Origin of the sequence: Candidatus Nitrosotalea sinensis (genome assembly GCF_900143675.1) — an archaeon.
Taxonomy (GTDB): Archaea; Thermoproteota; Nitrososphaeria; order Nitrososphaerales; family Nitrosopumilaceae; genus Nitrosotalea; species Nitrosotalea sinensis.
Map to the genome: position 1 here is coordinate 43,679 of NZ_FRFC01000003.1, position 15,345 is coordinate 59,023.

Sequence of the window (15,345 nt, forward strand, 5' to 3'; positions counted from 1 at the left end):
ACAATATCACTTTTTATATATTAAAAATAACAATACTTCATAACGATATGTTTGATAAATTCCGAAAGAAGAAGGATGACGAATTTGGATCCACTTCTTCAGGAACAGATAAAGCATCTAATTCAACAGGTAAGACTTTTCAGTATGAACCAAGATCTGAAGCGGGAACATCTGTAATGGAAGAGTCAAATTTTCGTCCTTCTGAACAAGTAAAAATACCCGAACCTATTCAACAAACTCGTATGAGCACAAATGAAGACATCGGAATAAAGGCACTAATGGATAAGAGAACCAAGTTGGAAGAAGCCATAGACTATGTAGGCCTGATGATCAAAGATCTCAAGGACAAGCGTACTAACCTAGAAAAGAACATAGAAGATGAATCAGTAGATATCAAGAATTTGAAGGAGAAACTTGTCAAAGTAGGCCAGTATATAGAAGAGGAGAAGCAAGGCATTAAGGCACTACAACAGAAGAGAAGCGATGTAGAAAAGGAAGCAGATGATGTTGCATCTATGATCACTAGCTTACGAGAAAGGCTACTTAGTATTGATCAGGTTGTAAATGAAGAGGGTTCAAAGATTGCCAAATTCAAGGAATCCAGACCAAAGGCAGAATCTTCTCTTACCTAGAATGTAAAACTCTCTTTTACCAATGCGTCCAAATTCTCTTTTATTTCATCATCAGATGATAATGAACCAAGATCTCGTACCAGTACCTCTGTTGCAAGGCACTGGTTCTTGGAATATTGGTAGTAACAATCTAGTTTTTCTTCATATGTTTTTGCACCATAGTAAGTTGTCCAGAAATTTTCTGTAGAATGTTGTACATACAGAAGAAATTTTTGAATTATTGATTCAATCTTTGGGGAAGGATTGTCTTTTACCAATCCAATAAGAATCTGTTCTAGTTTACTGTCTAGATTTGATTCGTAAATGAGTTGATACACATCCTGGCTGGTCTGTTTCATGAGTCTATTACATCATCATATCATAAAAGCTTTATAGAGAAAATTACGATATGATCAAGAAAACATGTAACAACTACAAAGAATTAGAAAATTTTAAAAATTTAAGTATAAACTATGCATAAACCTTAAATATTTTATTCACGTAATTATACTCCCTATCAAAGGGCATCCTCCCCCAGATAGGTATCATGCAGACAATGTGTAGAAAGACAAAACTTTCTACAGGCATCCCAAGGTACCCCCGAAGGAAATGATGACAAAGGTCAACATGCCATGTCCGCACATCTTGTGCGAGCATCATACTTCTGCATGATAGAATTTTTCACAATATCAAAGAATAGACAAAACTATGGAGATTTTTCAAATGCATTATACAATAATGCCCATAGATCTGATAACTACGAACTATGCAGCTTCAAAGTAAACGATGGATGCTGTATTTGCTACCAGCTCAAATTACAGCACAAGGACTCAGTACTGTAATTCCATTATACGTTCTATTCCTAGGAGGAGGAATAGGAGAAGTTGCTATTGTGTCAGCATTACAGAATGGTGCAATAGCTATTGGATCATTAGTGTGGGGAAAGATAATAGACCGATTTCATTCCAAAAAATTGATACTTGTTCTTTCATTTTTCGTTGTTCTGATTTGTAGTTTGGGGATGTATTTTACTAGCTCAGTATACATCCTTTATGGATTAGTAACTATATTGGGTTTTTTCATGGTTGCAAGAAGCCCAGTTACACAACTTTTGGTAATGGAATCCGTGCAAAAAAATCTCTGGAGTTGGCTATTTGCAAGAACGTCAATCATTGGTAGCCTTGGCATGTTAACTGCAATGATAATTGGAACCATAGGTAGTTTCTATTTTGATCTTAGACCATATTTTTTGATATGTGGTGTGTCAAGCGGAATAGCCATGATTCTAAGTACAACTGTGAAAGGTGATGTTATTCACATAGAAAGAAGCAGTATAGCTCATTCTTTACACGGCCTACGTTATTCAATTAGCAATCACCATTTTGTCTTCCCTAGAATTCCAGAGGCATATGATTTTAGACACATACTGATGCTATTCAAAGGAAGAGTTAGCAATGAAATAGGCATATTTTACATGGCTTCATTTTTTTTCTATTTTGGAAGTAACATCTATTTTACTGCATGGACACCATTTTTGAAAAGTCTCAAGTTTTCAAATTCTGATGTATTTCTAAATTATACCATACAGACGATAACTATGTTGTTGGTATTTTTCATAGCTCCAAAAATAATTTCAATATTTGGAGAAGAGCGTTCTACTGTTTTGGCTCACATACCACGAATTTTAGGAGTAATAATTCCAGGACTTGCAGCATTATTCATGATAGAGTCTTTAGGCTTTCCTATTACCATGACATCAGCTTGCTTGATGGTAATTGCATTTTCGATTTTCAGTACATCTAGTTCAGTCATATTTTTCAAAAGTATCCCACAAGGTTTTGAGGGAAAGTATCTTGGAGTGAACAGTGCAGTAACAGGTATAGGGGTATTTGTTGGCTCTCTTGTTACAGGAGAGCTTACAAAGTTCTCAGGCTATGCAACCATGTTCTTTTTCTCCTCTGCTATGCTAGTAGTATCATTGATACTATACCAAGCATACTTCCGCTACAGACTATCACATAAGATAGTCTAGACGTAGCGTGCTGAAGAAGATTCCTGACCAACAGGCATTGAAGGCAGTTTGTCGTTGATTGCTGCCTCTGCTACTGCTGATGCCTCTTGTAGAATCTTTTCTGACTCTTCGCTTGTGGCACTAGAATCTATTCCAAAGTCTCCACTATGGAATGTGTCAGTCATAAGACCTCCAAGCATTTCAGTCATTCCAGTTAGCTCACGGTCAGCCTCTGGCATGAATTTGACTAGAGAAGATTTGAGATTCTTCATAAGGCCTATTGTAGGCATTATGGTTACTACTGTATCACCCAAGTCATGGAATGTGCTTAATCTAAGCTCAATCTGTTCTAGAGCAATTCTAGCATTTCCTAAAAGCTTTGTTACTTTTCGGACTTCAGCTAATTCTTTTGATAAAACTTTACTTGTGGTAAGATCATGATTTTGTGTAGCAATTACAATTCTCTTGAATAGTTTTTCATCTCTTTGTTTTAGTTTTGTAATCATACCGTCGAGTTTTCCAATTTGAGTCTGGAGTCTCTTTATTCCATTCTCCATTCTTGGTTTTAGAGGACCTTTTGGTTTTATTACATCATTAATTCTTTCACCAATGCTTGGTGCCATTGGCTTTTGCCAATTATTCGCAAATGTTGTCATGCATACCACTAAAAAATTTGGTTTTTAATTTCAGGTGTGAAATACGGTTCACCGTATACTAAATTTAGCTGACAAGAATAACTGAACTAGACTAGTTTGCATTATATGCCTGTTCTTAATAAAAAACTAAAAATTTGTGGATAACCTTGATTGGATACATCCTACGACTATCCCCCAGGCAAAGACTTACTGTACTATTTCAATAGCAGTATTTCTCTGTGGATGGATTTTCTTCAAGTGGATTGCCAGTGCCTGATTTGACGGCTGGAATTCACAACAAAGTGGACATTGTTCCATTTTATTTAATGCGGGTTCTTCATAACGAATGTATTTAAGGTTTTGCTTAACAATCAAAAAACAATTTTAAAAAATAAATTTTTAGAAAAATAATTGTTGAAGAAATAATTTTGGAAAAATAAATTACAAAATAATATTACTTGAGATATAGAAATAAGATTTCAAGTCAATAACAGGAGGGTGTAGTTGCACATAGATTATATGACGATATTATAGTATTTTGATATAAAATTAATATAAATTATAATTCCTCTAATTTCTATATATAAAATTAGTAATTTCTAGAAATAGAACTCATAGTTAAACCTTTTTATTTATGTTAATCGAAATTCTTATAAGATATTATATGACTCGCGAATCCTTTGGTTCTGGTGGACGTTGTCCGCGTTGCGGAAAAGGTCCTATGGTGACAGATAACACAACTGGAGAGATGTTTTGTGGAGGTTGTGGTTTTGTATTAACAGAACGTGTAGAAGAATCAGGTCCAGAGTGGAGATCATTTTCAAAAGAAGAACATGAAGATCGAAGTAGAACCGGAACTCCTACTTCACTTGCAATGCATGACATGGGACTTGCAACAATTATTGGTCCTGCAGACAAGGATGCTTCAGGAAAACCGCTTTCTGCATCGATGAAAAGCACAATAGAAAGACTAAGAACTTGGGATAGTAGAAGTCAGGTACACGAACCAGTTGATAGAAACTTTAGACAAGCCTTTAGTGAACTTGATAGATTAAAAGATAAACTTGCATTATCTGATGCAGTAATTGAAAAAACTGCATACATTTACAGAAAAGCATTGGACAAGGGTCTTGTAAGAGGTAGATCAATTCCAGGACTTGTAGCTGCTGCACTATATGCAGCATGTAGAGATACTGAAACACCTAGAACGCTTACTGATGTTGCAAATGGAATCAACATAAAGCGAAAAGATGTTGCAAGATGTTACAGATTGTTATTGCGAGAACTTGATCTAAAGATGCCAGTGGTTGATCCAATAAAATGTGTTGCAAGAATTGCAAGCAAGGCAGGTCTTAGTGAGAAGACAAAAAGAAAAGCTTTGCAGATTCTGAAAGATGCTGCTGAGATTGAAATTTCAGCAGGAAAAGATCCAATGGGTCTTGCAGCTGCTGCACTTTATCTCTCATGTGTCATGAATGGAGAAAACAAGACACAGAAAGATGTTGCGCAAGCTGCAGGAGTAACTGAAGTTACAATCAGAAATAGATACAAGGGACTAAAGGAATCATTAAAACTCTAAATTTTTCTAAAACCCAGTTTTCACTAGATTAAAACAATAGTGGCGTGGCCCTTTTTCGTAGACCGACAGAGATTACCTCTTTTAATCCACACCCATGTGGGATTCACATTTTTCGTCTACGGAGCCACGCTCGTTTAAGCAGTAGATTTTGCATCTTTCTGCATTATATTGTATAATACACAATAGTATTTATTATTTTATTCAGATTTTTTCATAATTTTATCATATTTGAATAAAATATTTCAATAAGTGAAATTATAATTTGTGATCATTATAATGACAAACATAATTTTTTGATTTACATCGTTCGACAAACTAATGTGATGGTACACAAACCAAGAATGGATGAAACTTGCAGGTAAGGTAGCAATTGTTACTGGAGGGAGTAGAGGTATTGGAAGAGCTGTTGCGACATTATTTGCACAACATGGAGCACAGGTTGTAATAACATCTAGAAATAAATCAGAATTTGAGTATAGCAAAAATATTCTAGAAATTTCCGGAGATATTCGCAAGACCAAAGATGTAGAAAATGTTGTGAAGAAAACAATAGAGACTTTTGGAAGAATTGATATTTTGATAAATAATGCAGGCATTCTTCCTAAAATAAAACCTCTGCATGAGATTTCCGAAGAAGAATGGAATGAAGTGATTGATGTAAACTTGACAGGCCAGTTCCGTTTTACAAAAACTGTGATACCACATCTTATGAAAACTAGTGGATGTATCGTTAACGTTTCATCCGATGCAGGATTAAAGTCATTTGAAAATTTTGAAGCCGATGCATATACTGCTTCAAAAGGCGCCCTTGTCTTGCTTACAAAGGCATGGGCAGTAGAATATGCCAAGTATAAGATACGTGTAAACTGTGTTTGCCCAGGCATTATAGAGACAGATATGACAAAACCATGGCTTGAAAATGATGCTGACAGAGCAATGGCAGTAGCAGAGCACCCAATTGGAAGGATAGGCATGCCAGATGATGTTGCCAAGGCTATACTTTATCTTGCTTCAGAGGATTCCTCATGGATTACAGGTGCAATTTTACCCGTAGATGGCGGTGCCATAACCAAATAATTATACTAACAAAATTAATAGAACCTATCCGTGAATATAACATGGTTCCAAAAAAGAAAGGCGCCCTCAAGATAATCATAATGCTTTCAATCATATGGTTTGCAGCGGCATTACCTGTACCTTTCATATGGTCTAATCCTACCCCACAACAATCAGAACAATTTAGGACATATTTGGAAATAGCTGCATTAATTTCAGTTCCATTCATTGCGATGGGTGTTGCCTGGACTCTCAAGCCAGAGCTTACTACCCGCGGTTAGACAAGAAATTCTACTGCTCCAAGACCTTCTTGAGTTATCTTAATCCACCTAGTTCTTCCAATTCTTTCGACTTCAATGAATCTCCATTCATTTAAGAGTGGTTGAATAATATTTTTATCAAGACTTGCAAATCGAGCCTGTTGGAAATTCTCGTCTCTTGCATGTACCGTGATTAGTTTTTTTTCGTGCGCTATCTTTGCCATTTCTTTTTTAGTTATCTTACCACCATTTTCCTGTATAATTTTCAGAGCTTGCACCAAAACAGGTTTTGGTGTGTGAATTTCATAGGCTGGTAATTTGACAACGGATTTGAGTCCGGATGATAATTGTTCTCCTTTCACACTTGAATAACTTTCAGGCTCTGCATAATATGGTGTAAGTTTTGTTTTTCCTTGAAACATCATACATGCCATCATACATGCAATTGCTTGAATCTTTGATCCTGAAGAGCAGTTCACAAAAATATCATTACCTTCTTCTTGTTGTACAATTTCACGTAGTGCCTTTAGGATCTTGAAGAGATCAAATCTGTTAGAATGTGCGATTTGTACTTCGATTTTTTCTTTTTTTAGTTGGGCACGTATTTTTTCCATGTACCCTTGTGCCCTGTCTTTTGATGGTTCAGTATGCATTAAAAGCCAGACTCTATCTGCCTTCATCTGCTTTGCAGGTATTGCAATTCTATCAATCTCAAATCCTACAGGAGCCACATGTACACGCAGATTTACTATATTAGTCATGTTAGTATGTATAGTTGACATACTATAATGATGATATATAATAATTTGCTTTGTATCTAAAAATCATGCAACAAAAAATTACAACAGATGAAAAAATCTCAGTGTATCCAAGAATAAAATCAATCTTTGAAAACTAGTTTTTCATCCAATGGGTAGACTCGAGATAATCTATAGACTTGACCAGATCATCAAACTTTGTGATAACGGCAGTAACTGCACGAAATTCTTCATACATCATTTTTTCTTCTTCTTGTGATAATACTTGGTTTTGAGCATTATCAAAAAACTTGTCTTCCTTTGTCAAGTGATCATCGAGATACACTGCATATGCTTTGAGAAATCTTGCAACAGGTTCACGTTGGTCTTCTCCAGATTTCCATCTTTGTAGATGTTTTGAAATATTTGATGCAATTCTTCTGCCAAACTCGTGTTCAATCATGAATACACGAATCTCTTCTTTTAGTGAGTTATAGCTTGCAACACATGGAAAATACTGATCTTCTTCTCGTGCATAGTGTACAGCATCCAAAAATTCTGCCATTATTGTCACCATAATATCCAGATCAGAAAAAGGAATGTCATTTCCTGCATAAAGTTTTGTATAACATTTTACAATTACTTTTTCTAATCTACGGATCTGTTTGTGATCATTACGTAGTATCTCAGTACCACTCATTTGGTCATTCTATGGGATTTACTGTAAATAGTATTACCTTTTTTGGGTTATACTGTATAACTGCAAAATGTGGCATTGACGAGCCAACCCCATAATATCCTGCAGGGCCACCAAGACCCAGTCTAATTAGATAGTCACTTGCAGGTTCAATGTCTATGGTTTTACTTTCTAACACGTGACCTGAAATTTTTTCTTTTTTTGTATCAAGTGTATGATAAATGTCGTGAATGGTTCCTTGCCTGTGTACAAGAGCGGCTTCCATATGCTGGTGTCCACATAGTATTATGTGATTTTTTACATGGTTGCTTGCCTCATCAAATGCCGATGATGCTTTGTAATGATATCCATGATAGCTAAAAAACTCAAATCCTTCATCAGTTAATCTCTGCCAGTTTCTCTGATATAGCCAAGCTTCTCCATCTGCATTTTTTGGAGTTATCTTTTTTGGATCAAGTGGTCCCCCATGAACGCAAAACAAGCCATTTTTTGCATCAACAAACTCTTGGTTTCCAAATGTGCCGTCGCTATTTTTCTTAAAAAATGACAGGTCATTTTCATCAAGGGCTTTGTGTGCATCCATGCTTTCAATGGAACTCGCACTAACTGTTTTCCCTGAAAGAAATCCTTCATCATGATTTCCCATCACAGAAAAAAGTGGATAATTCTGCTCGAGTGATCGCAATTTGGATATTACTTGTTTTGGATGAACACCCCGTTCAAGTAGATCTCCCAAGTTTATGATTCTTGAAAAAGAGCCAAATTTTTTTACAAAATCATCACTTGACGCAGTCTTGACGATAACATCAAGTCCATTAAAATCTGCATGAATGTCAGAAAATACTAGATCCAATCAACTAGGTTAGATTATTGGCCTAATTTGAAATTTTTCCATGAAACTAGTTTGCAAAAATGGAATCATTCAAAATCAATTTTTTGGATAGAGTTTTTTGGAATCTGAAGATCTCGGAATGTATCAGGATGAATTATTTTTGCTAGAATTTCAACTCCTGTTACGGTTCTTGGGCCTGGCTTGCTAAAGTATTCATTTGCATTTACTGCATAGACCTGACCACGATTTACTGCCTTAATTTTGCGCCAGATAGGATTTTCAAGTAACTTTTCATATTCAGCAATTGTTCTTTGTACGTCAAATCCACATGGCATTAGAATGACAATGTCAGGATCAAATTTTGTAATTTCTTCTATTTGCATCCTTCTTGACTTGTCTCCTGTTGAGCTTATTCCATTTATTCCCCCTGCAATTTCCACCATTTGAGGCACCCAATGCCCTGCTGAAAATAGAGGGTCAAGCCATTCAATGCATAGCACCTTGGGCTTGGAAACAATGTGAGTATTTTTGATACGAGTGATTCTTTTTTGAAGTTTTTCTACAAGCTCTTTTGCTTTCTCTTGTTTTCCTACCTTGTTTCCTACTTGAATTATGTTTTGTAATATATCATCAAGATTTTTTGGGTCCAGTATGAGAACCTCGGGCTTGTTTTCAAGCAGTGTCATGGCTCTGCTTATTTCTCTTGTATAAGGGGAGCACACTTCGCATATTCCCTGAGCCACAATAAGATCGGGATTTGCTTTTTTGAGTACTTGCTCATCTAAAATGTAAATATCCTTACCAGAATTGGCAAGCTCTACTACCTTGCTATCAATTTCCTGGCTTGACATTTTTTGCGGATCAAATGAAGAATGAATAACCCTTGGTTTTGTCTTTGCCCCTGCTGGATAGTTGCATTCATGGGTTACTGCCATGATATAATCCTCTACACCAAGTTCGTAAAGCATCTCTGTTGCACTTGGAAGGAATGATACCAGTCTCATTATAGGAAATTACTTGGTAATAATCTAGTTTAAAACTTGTTTTTGTTTTCACATGTGAGAAAATGAAATACCATATCATAATTTGTTCCTGAAAAAATACAACAGATTCAAAAGACTAGGATCTGCTCAATTGCCAGTCCTCAAAACTTAAGAATAGCCCAAGGCTCGATTTGATTTATGTCCAAGCTTACAGTTATTGGAGGCCCATCTTCAGAACAATTGGCAAAAAAGATAGCTACTAGACTAAAATCCAAATTTGTGGGCTGTGAATTGCGCGTTTTTCCAGATGGGGAGAGCAAAATAACATTAAAGAAAAAGCCAGAAGGCAGAATTATAGTTGTCCAGTCAATTTATCCACCTGTTGATTCGAATTTAATTCGAGGCCTTGCAATAACATCACAGGCAAGGGCATGCTCGTCAAATGTATCAGTGGTAATACCATACATGGGATATGCAAGACAGGACAGGCAGTTTCTCCCAGGCGAGATAATAACAATGGAAGTGGTAGCCAAGATGTTCAAAGCCGCCGGTGCAACAAAAATAATTGTTGTGGATATCCACAGCATGATAGCACTGGAACACTTACAGATTCCTGCAAAAAATGTCAGTGCCGTTGAAGAGCTCGCAAGACATTTCAAAAAAATGTCATTACATGAGCCACTTGTGGTATCCCCCGACAAGGGAGGAACTGAGAGAGCACAAAACTTTGCCAAATTTTTGGGTGTTGACTACATTGCGCTTGAAAAACAAAGAGACAGAAAGACTGGAAATGTAATAATAAAATCAAAAGGGATTGACGGTATAAGGGGAAGAGACGTCATATTGGTTGATGACATGATAAGTACCGGAGGAAGCATTGTAAAAGCTGCAGAATTTTTAAAGAAACAAAAAAGCGGCAAGGTCTATGTCTGTTGCACACATGCATTGCTAATAGGGGATGCAGAAAAGAACATCACAAAAGCCGGGGTCACAAAGATAATCAGTGCAAATACAATACCTGGCAAGACATCTGTTGTTGATGTTTCCCCGATAATTGCCAAGGCGCTTACCTAGATGACAAGTTTTTTCGTGCTGCCAAGTCAGCATGAGGAATTGGCAAGAGACGAAATAACATCAATATCAAAAAGCTATGACACCAAGACTAGGGTGCAATCTAGTCCGCGACTTGTCTTTGTAGAGTCAAAGGTATCATGGAAAAAGATAGCATCAAGGTCTACTTTTTCAAGATATTCAGGTGAGATACTAGATACATTTGAGGATTCATCCCAGATTGACCTCTCAATTACAAAGCCAGAATCTTTTGTGTGCAGAACCATTAATTTATCATCCAAGAAAATTGGTACCTCACTTGAGAGACAAGTTGGAGGCATACTAAAGAAAAAATGGGACTCTCAAGTGTCGCTCTCAAATCCCCACCTTACTGTATATGTTATAGTAACAGATGACAAAAAGTATCTAGGTATAGCAGATAACATAGTAACTCCGGTCCATCCGATAAAATCTGTCAAGCATCCTCATGAGATTGATATGAAACTTGGCAGGTGTGTTGTAAATTTGTCCCAGTTAAATGAGGGAAAGACATTGTGCGATCCATTCTGCGGTACAGGTACTATTTTGCTTGAAGCAGAATCCATGGGAATAAATGCAATAGGAATCGACTATGATAAAATAATGTGCAAGATAACATCAAAGAACCTTGCTGCAAATGGTTTTCGTTCCAGGGTGATAAATTCCCAGTACAACAAGATGCTTGATTTCAAAGATGAAATTGATGGCATTGTAACTGACTTGCCCTATGGAATATCATCTAGATCCTCAATACCTCCGCAGAGGCTTGTCAAGGATTTTTTGTCAATAATTCCAAAAAGAAAAAAACTTGTAATGGTGTACAAAAAAGGTTTAGAGGTAGAAGAGATGAACAAAGCAAAAAAATACGAGATATATCGACATAAGAGCTTGACAAGGGTCATAGGAGTATTATCATGAAACTTGTATTCTTGGGAACATCAGCAGCACAACCAACAACAGAGCGTGGCATGACATGCATCTGTCTTGTGCTTGACAAAGAGATACTAATGTTTGATGCAGGAGAGGGAGCGCAGATTGCATTTCAAAAGGCAAAGCTTGGATGGAACAAAAAGATTAGGATATTTGTAACACATCTTCATGGGGACCACTGCGTAGGCATACTTGGACTGTTGCAGACAATGTCATTGCAGAACAGGACCGAATCCGTTGACATCTATGGCCCAAGAGGAATCGAGGAGTTTATTGCTGCAAACTTGAAGGTGCTAAACTTTGGGCTGACATTTCCTGTAAGAATAACAAGAATTAGCGAGGGCCTAGTGCTTGATGATTCTGGATATAACATACATACTTGCGAGGCAGAGCACTCTATTCCTGCGTATTCGTATAGATTTACAGAAAATGACAGGCCTGGAAGGTTTTATCCTGAAAAGGCCAAGGAGTTGGGAATACCAGAGGGAAAGCTTTGGCACGAGTTGCAAAATGATAAGGAAATTACAGTTCAAGGAAGAACAATAAGGCCTTCTGATGTGATGGGAGAAAAGCGCAAGGGGATAAAAATTGGCATATCAGGTGATACTAGGCCCACTAGAAAACTTGAGGAATTTTTCAAGGGGTGTGATTACATGACATTTGATTCCACATATGATGATTCATTAAAAGACAAGGCAAAGGAAAACTATCACTCTACATCAAAAGAAGCTGCAGAGCTTGCCAAAAAGGCAGGAGTTACAAACTTGATACTGACACACTTTTCTGCAAGATATGAAAACACTGACGAGCTTGTACGAGAGGCAAAGACCATTCACGAGTCTGTTGTTGGTGCAAGAGATCTGCTGGAGATTAACATCAGATAAAAAATGTGGGATGCCATATCAGAAAAATTGCAAGATGCAGAAAAAATTGTTTTTGTGACAGGTGCCGGGATATCACAGGAAAGTGGAATTCCAACTTTTCGAGGAAAGGAAGGTCTTTGGAGAAAATATGATCCAATGCAGCTTGCAACGATAGATGCTTTTTATCAAGATCCAAAACTTGTGTGGGAGTGGTATGAAGAAAGAAGACGCAACATTCTTGATGCCAAACCAAATCCGGGACACTTGGCAATTGCTGAACTTGGAAAATACAAGAATGTCCACGTACTTACTCAAAATATAGATAGTCTTCATCAGAGGGCAGGGAGCAAAAATGTGTACGAGTTGCATGGAAGCATAATTACAATCAAGTGCACTGTCTGTAGTTTTAAAGACAAGATAACAACTGGATTTTCGCAGCTTCCTCCCTTGTGCAAGTGCGGCAACATGCTAAGGCCTGATGTTGTGTGGTTTGGCGAGGCTCTCCCACAAGATGTATGGGAGCATGCAATGAAACAAGCAAGTACATGCGATATCATGATAGTTGTTGGAACATCACTTGCAGTATCTCCTGCAAATTTGCTGCCCGTATATGCCAAGCAGAATGGTGCAACCATGGTAGAGGCGAACACAGACCCAACTCCCATGTCTGATATCATGGATATATCCTTGAGAGAATCAGCTGCAAGTGCCCTTCCAAGGCTTGTAAATATAGTATCAGGCTAGGATTTTAAAAAACGTCAAGAGGGTGTGACGGCGTGACCCTGTATAGGCAAAAGCATTCTCTTGCCGTTCGCACTGTTCTTGTGCTTAACTATGTACTGTTTTTCGCAGGGCCACGCAAATTCATTTGCCAGAATTTGCATCTTTCCGCATTACTTTAACTAGGGCATTGTCTTATTTAATAATTATTATGATTTTCTATATTGATTTCGAATTATTATTGTAAAATTTGTATATCACACCAGAATAATCAAGATTTTGCCTTGACATTATACTATTTATCATAATTTTATTCCAAAAGTTACTGTCTGGACTAGCAACGCAATACAGAGACCTTTAGGCCCCCCCCCCCTACTGTGACAATATTCCAGTTATGGTAGAGTTTTGCATGTTAGATGGAGCATATGCAGATGCATGTAATGTGCCATAGACAGTATTGTCTATTGTCATTTCTATGATATGCGGTGTATCTGGAACGTCCTTTACATCAGCAGTAAATTGGGACGAGTAAAAAGTACCGCTAAAGATTACAGAATCACTGTTTTTCATTGTAACAAGAACAGACTTGGTCTGGCCGGATGAATCTACAAAGTTTAGTGTGGCACCTGTTCCCTGATTTGTTACAGTCAGCTTGATGGTATCATAGTATGGCGGCAGTGTGGGAAGTGTTGTACCTTGTGCTGTTTGAGGTGATGTACTAGTACTAGGCTGCGATATACCTGACAAGCTGCCAGGTGTAGTTATGGTAGATGTGGAAGATTTATCAGAATATGGTGTTACCTCAAGACCACTTGAGACATTTACTTGAGGAGAGTCTGGTTTTACTGTAAGTTGTACAACTTGGACTGGATCACCCAGATTTGATGAGCAATTATCAAGTTGAATAATACCTGTAAGTTGTTTCTTTCCGTTTATTGTCTGGGCAAGATCAGGTACAGAAATTTGGCATGTATTTCCATTCTTTGCAAATACCTGGCCTATATAGTTTTGTCGTGTCACGAATTGTGGAGCAAGCTGATACACTGTTGTACCACTAGAGTTTGTGTTTGGAACTAGACTGGTATGAATATTGTTTGTGTCTACTGTCTTGTTGGTATTGGATGCAGTAAGGTTGTCTTGCTTGTCACTTGTAGCTCTGTCAATTCTTTCCTTTACCTCATCAAGTGAATGGGCGCTAAACATCTTGGATGCATTTGGTACCAAGATTGCTATGACGGCAATTATTATTCCAATGATTACGAGTTTTCCTATCAAGAGATTTTGTGTCTTGAGATTTTCATAAAAAAGTTCAAATGCATACTATTTGAGCAAGTGTTATAAAATTATCCAGTTATTCTAGGGTTTCAGGCGCAAGCCAGTCAACTATTTTCTCAATATTCTTGGAATGAAGTATTATCTTGATTGGTCCCATTGCAGACTCTTCTGCCTCCTCACAGATTGCTATAACGTCAACAAATGCCGCCTGCTTGTTGAGATAAAACCAGGTGGTATCCCCCTTTGTGTTAAATCTCATCTGCCTCCTATAGACACGGTTGCTTCGGTGTTTTTTGATTGATTCCTGAATTTTTTGCAGACATTTTATGTCATTTGATGTTGCTTTGATGCTTCCCTCCTTGTACTGATATACTACATCAGGCAAGACTTGAGACACTGCAAGTTGTACCTTTTCTGGATCTTCTGATGGGTTTACAGCAGCATAGCCCTCAATCTTGCAGGAAATGTTTGGAGCCTTCAATTCATCCAGCCTTTAATTACATTGTAAGCAGTGTTGACAAGCTCTTCAATTGTCATATTGTTGTTAGATATTGTCTCATCTGCAAGTGCGATAGATTCACTCATTCCCACTCCTATCTCTCTAGAATCTCTTTTTGTAAAATCTTCACGATCAGATGGAGCATCAGTCCTGCCCCGTTCTGTGAGGAACTTGTATCTTGTGTCACCTGATGCATGAATTGCAAGTATCTTTACTGTGCCAATTTTTTTTAAAACATTTACTTCTGCAAGAGATCGTACTCCATCTACAAGAACAACATCAGATTTGGAATTTTGTATATCATCTTTGATTAGTTCTGCAACAGCTCCCGGTCCATTTTTTTCTCGAAGCTCAAGCATTAATTTTCCGAGATTTGCACCTGTTGGATCTATCTTTCTTCGTGTTGCTTCTGCTCTTACTGCATCGCCCATTGTAATTTTTTCAAACCCTTTTGGTTTGAGGCCCTCAGCAATTGTGGTCTTGCCAGCACCTGGCATCCCTGTAAGACAGACAATTAGTTTCACATCCATCAACTTTATTCTCCAGTCTATGAAGCTACCGGAAATTA

18 protein-coding genes are annotated in these 15,345 nt (G+C 37.4%); 9 read left to right on the forward strand and 9 right to left on the reverse strand.

Annotated elements, in window-relative coordinates; genetic code table 11:
• Window positions 1-47 precede the first annotated feature (47 nt).
• Window positions 48-632, forward strand: coding sequence for a transcriptional regulator (locus NSIN_RS01765; RefSeq protein WP_245871871.1), 585 nt, complete (start codon window positions 48-50; stop codon window positions 630-632).
• Here the strand turns inward: NSIN_RS01765 and NSIN_RS01770 are convergent.
• Window positions 629-970, reverse strand: coding sequence for a hypothetical protein (locus NSIN_RS01770; protein WP_101009113.1), 342 nt, complete (start codon window positions 968-970; stop codon window positions 629-631). The genes NSIN_RS01765 and NSIN_RS01770 overlap by 4 nt on opposite strands.
• Window positions 971-1,401: 431 nt before the next feature.
• Between NSIN_RS01770 and NSIN_RS01775 the strand changes: the two genes are divergently transcribed.
• Window positions 1,402-2,643, forward strand: coding sequence for an MFS transporter (locus NSIN_RS01775; RefSeq protein WP_245871872.1), 1,242 nt, complete (start codon window positions 1,402-1,404; stop codon window positions 2,641-2,643).
• Here the strand turns inward: NSIN_RS01775 and NSIN_RS01780 are convergent.
• On the reverse strand, window positions 2,640-3,278 hold the full coding sequence (locus NSIN_RS01780) for a Snf7 family protein (protein ID WP_101009115.1): 639 nt from the start codon (window positions 3,276-3,278) through the stop codon (window positions 2,640-2,642). The two genes, NSIN_RS01775 and NSIN_RS01780, sit on opposite strands and share 4 nt — an antisense overlap.
• A 643-nt stretch (window positions 3,279-3,921) precedes the next feature.
• On the opposite strand from NSIN_RS01780, the gene NSIN_RS01785 reads away from it, so the two are divergent.
• The 3 genes from NSIN_RS01785 to NSIN_RS01795 all read left to right on the forward strand — a co-directional run bounded on the left by NSIN_RS01785 (window position 3,922) and on the right by NSIN_RS01795 (window position 6,173).
• Window positions 3,922-4,836 (forward strand): transcription initiation factor IIB, encoded by a 915-nt coding sequence (locus NSIN_RS01785; protein ID WP_101009116.1) that lies wholly within the window; start codon window positions 3,922-3,924, stop codon window positions 4,834-4,836.
• Window positions 4,837-5,181: 345 nt separating this feature from the next.
• The gene (locus tag NSIN_RS01790) at window positions 5,182-5,913 is read left to right on the forward strand and encodes an SDR family NAD(P)-dependent oxidoreductase (RefSeq protein ID WP_101009117.1); all 732 of its coding nucleotides are present in this window, start codon (window positions 5,182-5,184) and stop codon (window positions 5,911-5,913) included.
• A gap of 41 nt (window positions 5,914-5,954) precedes the next feature.
• Complete coding sequence (locus tag NSIN_RS01795) at window positions 5,955-6,173, forward strand: hypothetical protein (protein WP_101009118.1); 219 nt, start codon at window positions 5,955-5,957, stop codon at window positions 6,171-6,173.
• Here the strand turns inward: NSIN_RS01795 and NSIN_RS01800 are convergent.
• From NSIN_RS01800 to NSIN_RS01815, 4 genes are all read right to left on the reverse strand, one after another.
• Window positions 6,170-6,913, reverse strand: coding sequence for an HFX_2341 family transcriptional regulator domain-containing protein (locus NSIN_RS01800; protein WP_245871873.1), 744 nt, complete (start codon window positions 6,911-6,913; stop codon window positions 6,170-6,172). The genes NSIN_RS01795 and NSIN_RS01800 overlap by 4 nt on opposite strands.
• Before the next feature lie 133 nt (window positions 6,914-7,046).
• Window positions 7,047-7,589 (reverse strand): hemerythrin domain-containing protein, encoded by a 543-nt coding sequence (locus NSIN_RS01805; protein ID WP_101009120.1) that lies wholly within the window; start codon window positions 7,587-7,589, stop codon window positions 7,047-7,049.
• Window positions 7,590-7,593: 4 nt separating this feature from the next.
• A complete protein-coding gene (locus NSIN_RS01810) occupies window positions 7,594-8,439 on the reverse strand; it encodes a metallophosphoesterase (RefSeq protein WP_101009121.1) in 846 nt (281 codons plus the stop codon).
• 65 nt (window positions 8,440-8,504) lie between these two features.
• Window positions 8,505-9,422, reverse strand: coding sequence for a cobalamin-binding protein (locus tag NSIN_RS01815; RefSeq protein ID WP_101009122.1), 918 nt, complete (start codon window positions 9,420-9,422; stop codon window positions 8,505-8,507).
• 177 nt (window positions 9,423-9,599) lie between these two features.
• Here NSIN_RS01815 and NSIN_RS01820 point away from each other — a divergent pair, with 177 nt between their 5' ends.
• The 4 genes from NSIN_RS01820 to NSIN_RS01835 are packed head-to-tail and all read left to right on the forward strand — an operon-like array spanning window position 9,600 to window position 13,027.
• On the forward strand, window positions 9,600-10,475 hold the full coding sequence (locus NSIN_RS01820; RefSeq protein ID WP_101009123.1) for a ribose-phosphate diphosphokinase: 876 nt from the start codon (window positions 9,600-9,602) through the stop codon (window positions 10,473-10,475).
• On the forward strand, window positions 10,476-11,408 hold the full coding sequence (locus NSIN_RS01825) for a DNA methyltransferase (protein WP_101009124.1): 933 nt from the start codon (window positions 10,476-10,478) through the stop codon (window positions 11,406-11,408).
• Window positions 11,405-12,304, forward strand: coding sequence for a ribonuclease Z (gene rnz / locus NSIN_RS01830; protein WP_101009125.1), 900 nt, complete (start codon window positions 11,405-11,407; stop codon window positions 12,302-12,304). Before NSIN_RS01825 ends, rnz begins: the two co-directional genes overlap by 4 nt.
• Before the next feature lie 3 nt (window positions 12,305-12,307).
• Window positions 12,308-13,027, forward strand: coding sequence for an SIR2 family NAD-dependent protein deacylase (locus NSIN_RS01835; RefSeq protein WP_101009126.1), 720 nt, complete (start codon window positions 12,308-12,310; stop codon window positions 13,025-13,027).
• Between the two features lie 348 nt (window positions 13,028-13,375).
• Here the strand turns inward: NSIN_RS01835 and NSIN_RS01840 are convergent, their stop codons facing one another.
• From NSIN_RS01840 to NSIN_RS01850, 3 genes are all read right to left on the reverse strand, one after another.
• Complete coding sequence (locus NSIN_RS01840; RefSeq protein ID WP_101009127.1) at window positions 13,376-14,278, reverse strand: hypothetical protein; 903 nt, start codon at window positions 14,276-14,278, stop codon at window positions 13,376-13,378.
• 76 nt (window positions 14,279-14,354) lie between these two features.
• The gene (locus NSIN_RS01845; protein WP_101009128.1) at window positions 14,355-14,759 is read right to left on the reverse strand and encodes an RNA-binding domain-containing protein; all 405 of its coding nucleotides are present in this window, start codon (window positions 14,757-14,759) and stop codon (window positions 14,355-14,357) included.
• The gene (locus tag NSIN_RS01850) at window positions 14,756-15,307 is read right to left on the reverse strand and encodes an AAA family ATPase (protein WP_101009129.1); all 552 of its coding nucleotides are present in this window, start codon (window positions 15,305-15,307) and stop codon (window positions 14,756-14,758) included. Before NSIN_RS01850 ends, NSIN_RS01845 begins: the two co-directional genes overlap by 4 nt.
• Window positions 15,308-15,345: the final 38 nt, after the last annotated feature.

Coding starts and splice junctions, on each gene's coding strand:
- NSIN_RS01765 (WP_245871871.1), top strand. CDS start 48: ATGTTTGATAAATTCCGAAAGAAGAAGGATGACGAATTTGGATCCACT.
- NSIN_RS01770 (WP_101009113.1), bottom strand. CDS start 970: ATGAAACAGACCAGCCAGGATGTGTATCAACTCATTTACGAATCAAAT.
- NSIN_RS01775 (WP_245871872.1), top strand. CDS start 1,402: ATGCTGTATTTGCTACCAGCTCAAATTACAGCACAAGGACTCAGTACT.
- NSIN_RS01780 (WP_101009115.1), bottom strand. CDS start 3,278: ATGACAACATTTGCGAATAATTGGCAAAAGCCAATGGCACCAAGCATT.
- NSIN_RS01785 (WP_101009116.1), top strand. CDS start 3,922: ATGACTCGCGAATCCTTTGGTTCTGGTGGACGTTGTCCGCGTTGCGGA.
- NSIN_RS01790 (WP_101009117.1), top strand. CDS start 5,182: ATGAAACTTGCAGGTAAGGTAGCAATTGTTACTGGAGGGAGTAGAGGT.
- NSIN_RS01795 (WP_101009118.1), top strand. CDS start 5,955: ATGGTTCCAAAAAAGAAAGGCGCCCTCAAGATAATCATAATGCTTTCA.
- NSIN_RS01800 (WP_245871873.1), bottom strand. CDS start 6,913: ATGACTAATATAGTAAATCTGCGTGTACATGTGGCTCCTGTAGGATTT.
- NSIN_RS01805 (WP_101009120.1), bottom strand. CDS start 7,589: ATGAGTGGTACTGAGATACTACGTAATGATCACAAACAGATCCGTAGA.
- NSIN_RS01815 (WP_101009122.1), bottom strand. CDS start 9,422: ATGAGACTGGTATCATTCCTTCCAAGTGCAACAGAGATGCTTTACGAA.
- NSIN_RS01820 (WP_101009123.1), top strand. CDS start 9,600: ATGTCCAAGCTTACAGTTATTGGAGGCCCATCTTCAGAACAATTGGCA.
- NSIN_RS01825 (WP_101009124.1), top strand. CDS start 10,476: ATGACAAGTTTTTTCGTGCTGCCAAGTCAGCATGAGGAATTGGCAAGA.
- rnz (WP_101009125.1), top strand. CDS start 11,405: ATGAAACTTGTATTCTTGGGAACATCAGCAGCACAACCAACAACAGAG.
- NSIN_RS01835 (WP_101009126.1), top strand. CDS start 12,308: ATGTGGGATGCCATATCAGAAAAATTGCAAGATGCAGAAAAAATTGTT.
- NSIN_RS01850 (WP_101009129.1), bottom strand. CDS start 15,307: ATGGATGTGAAACTAATTGTCTGTCTTACAGGGATGCCAGGTGCTGGC.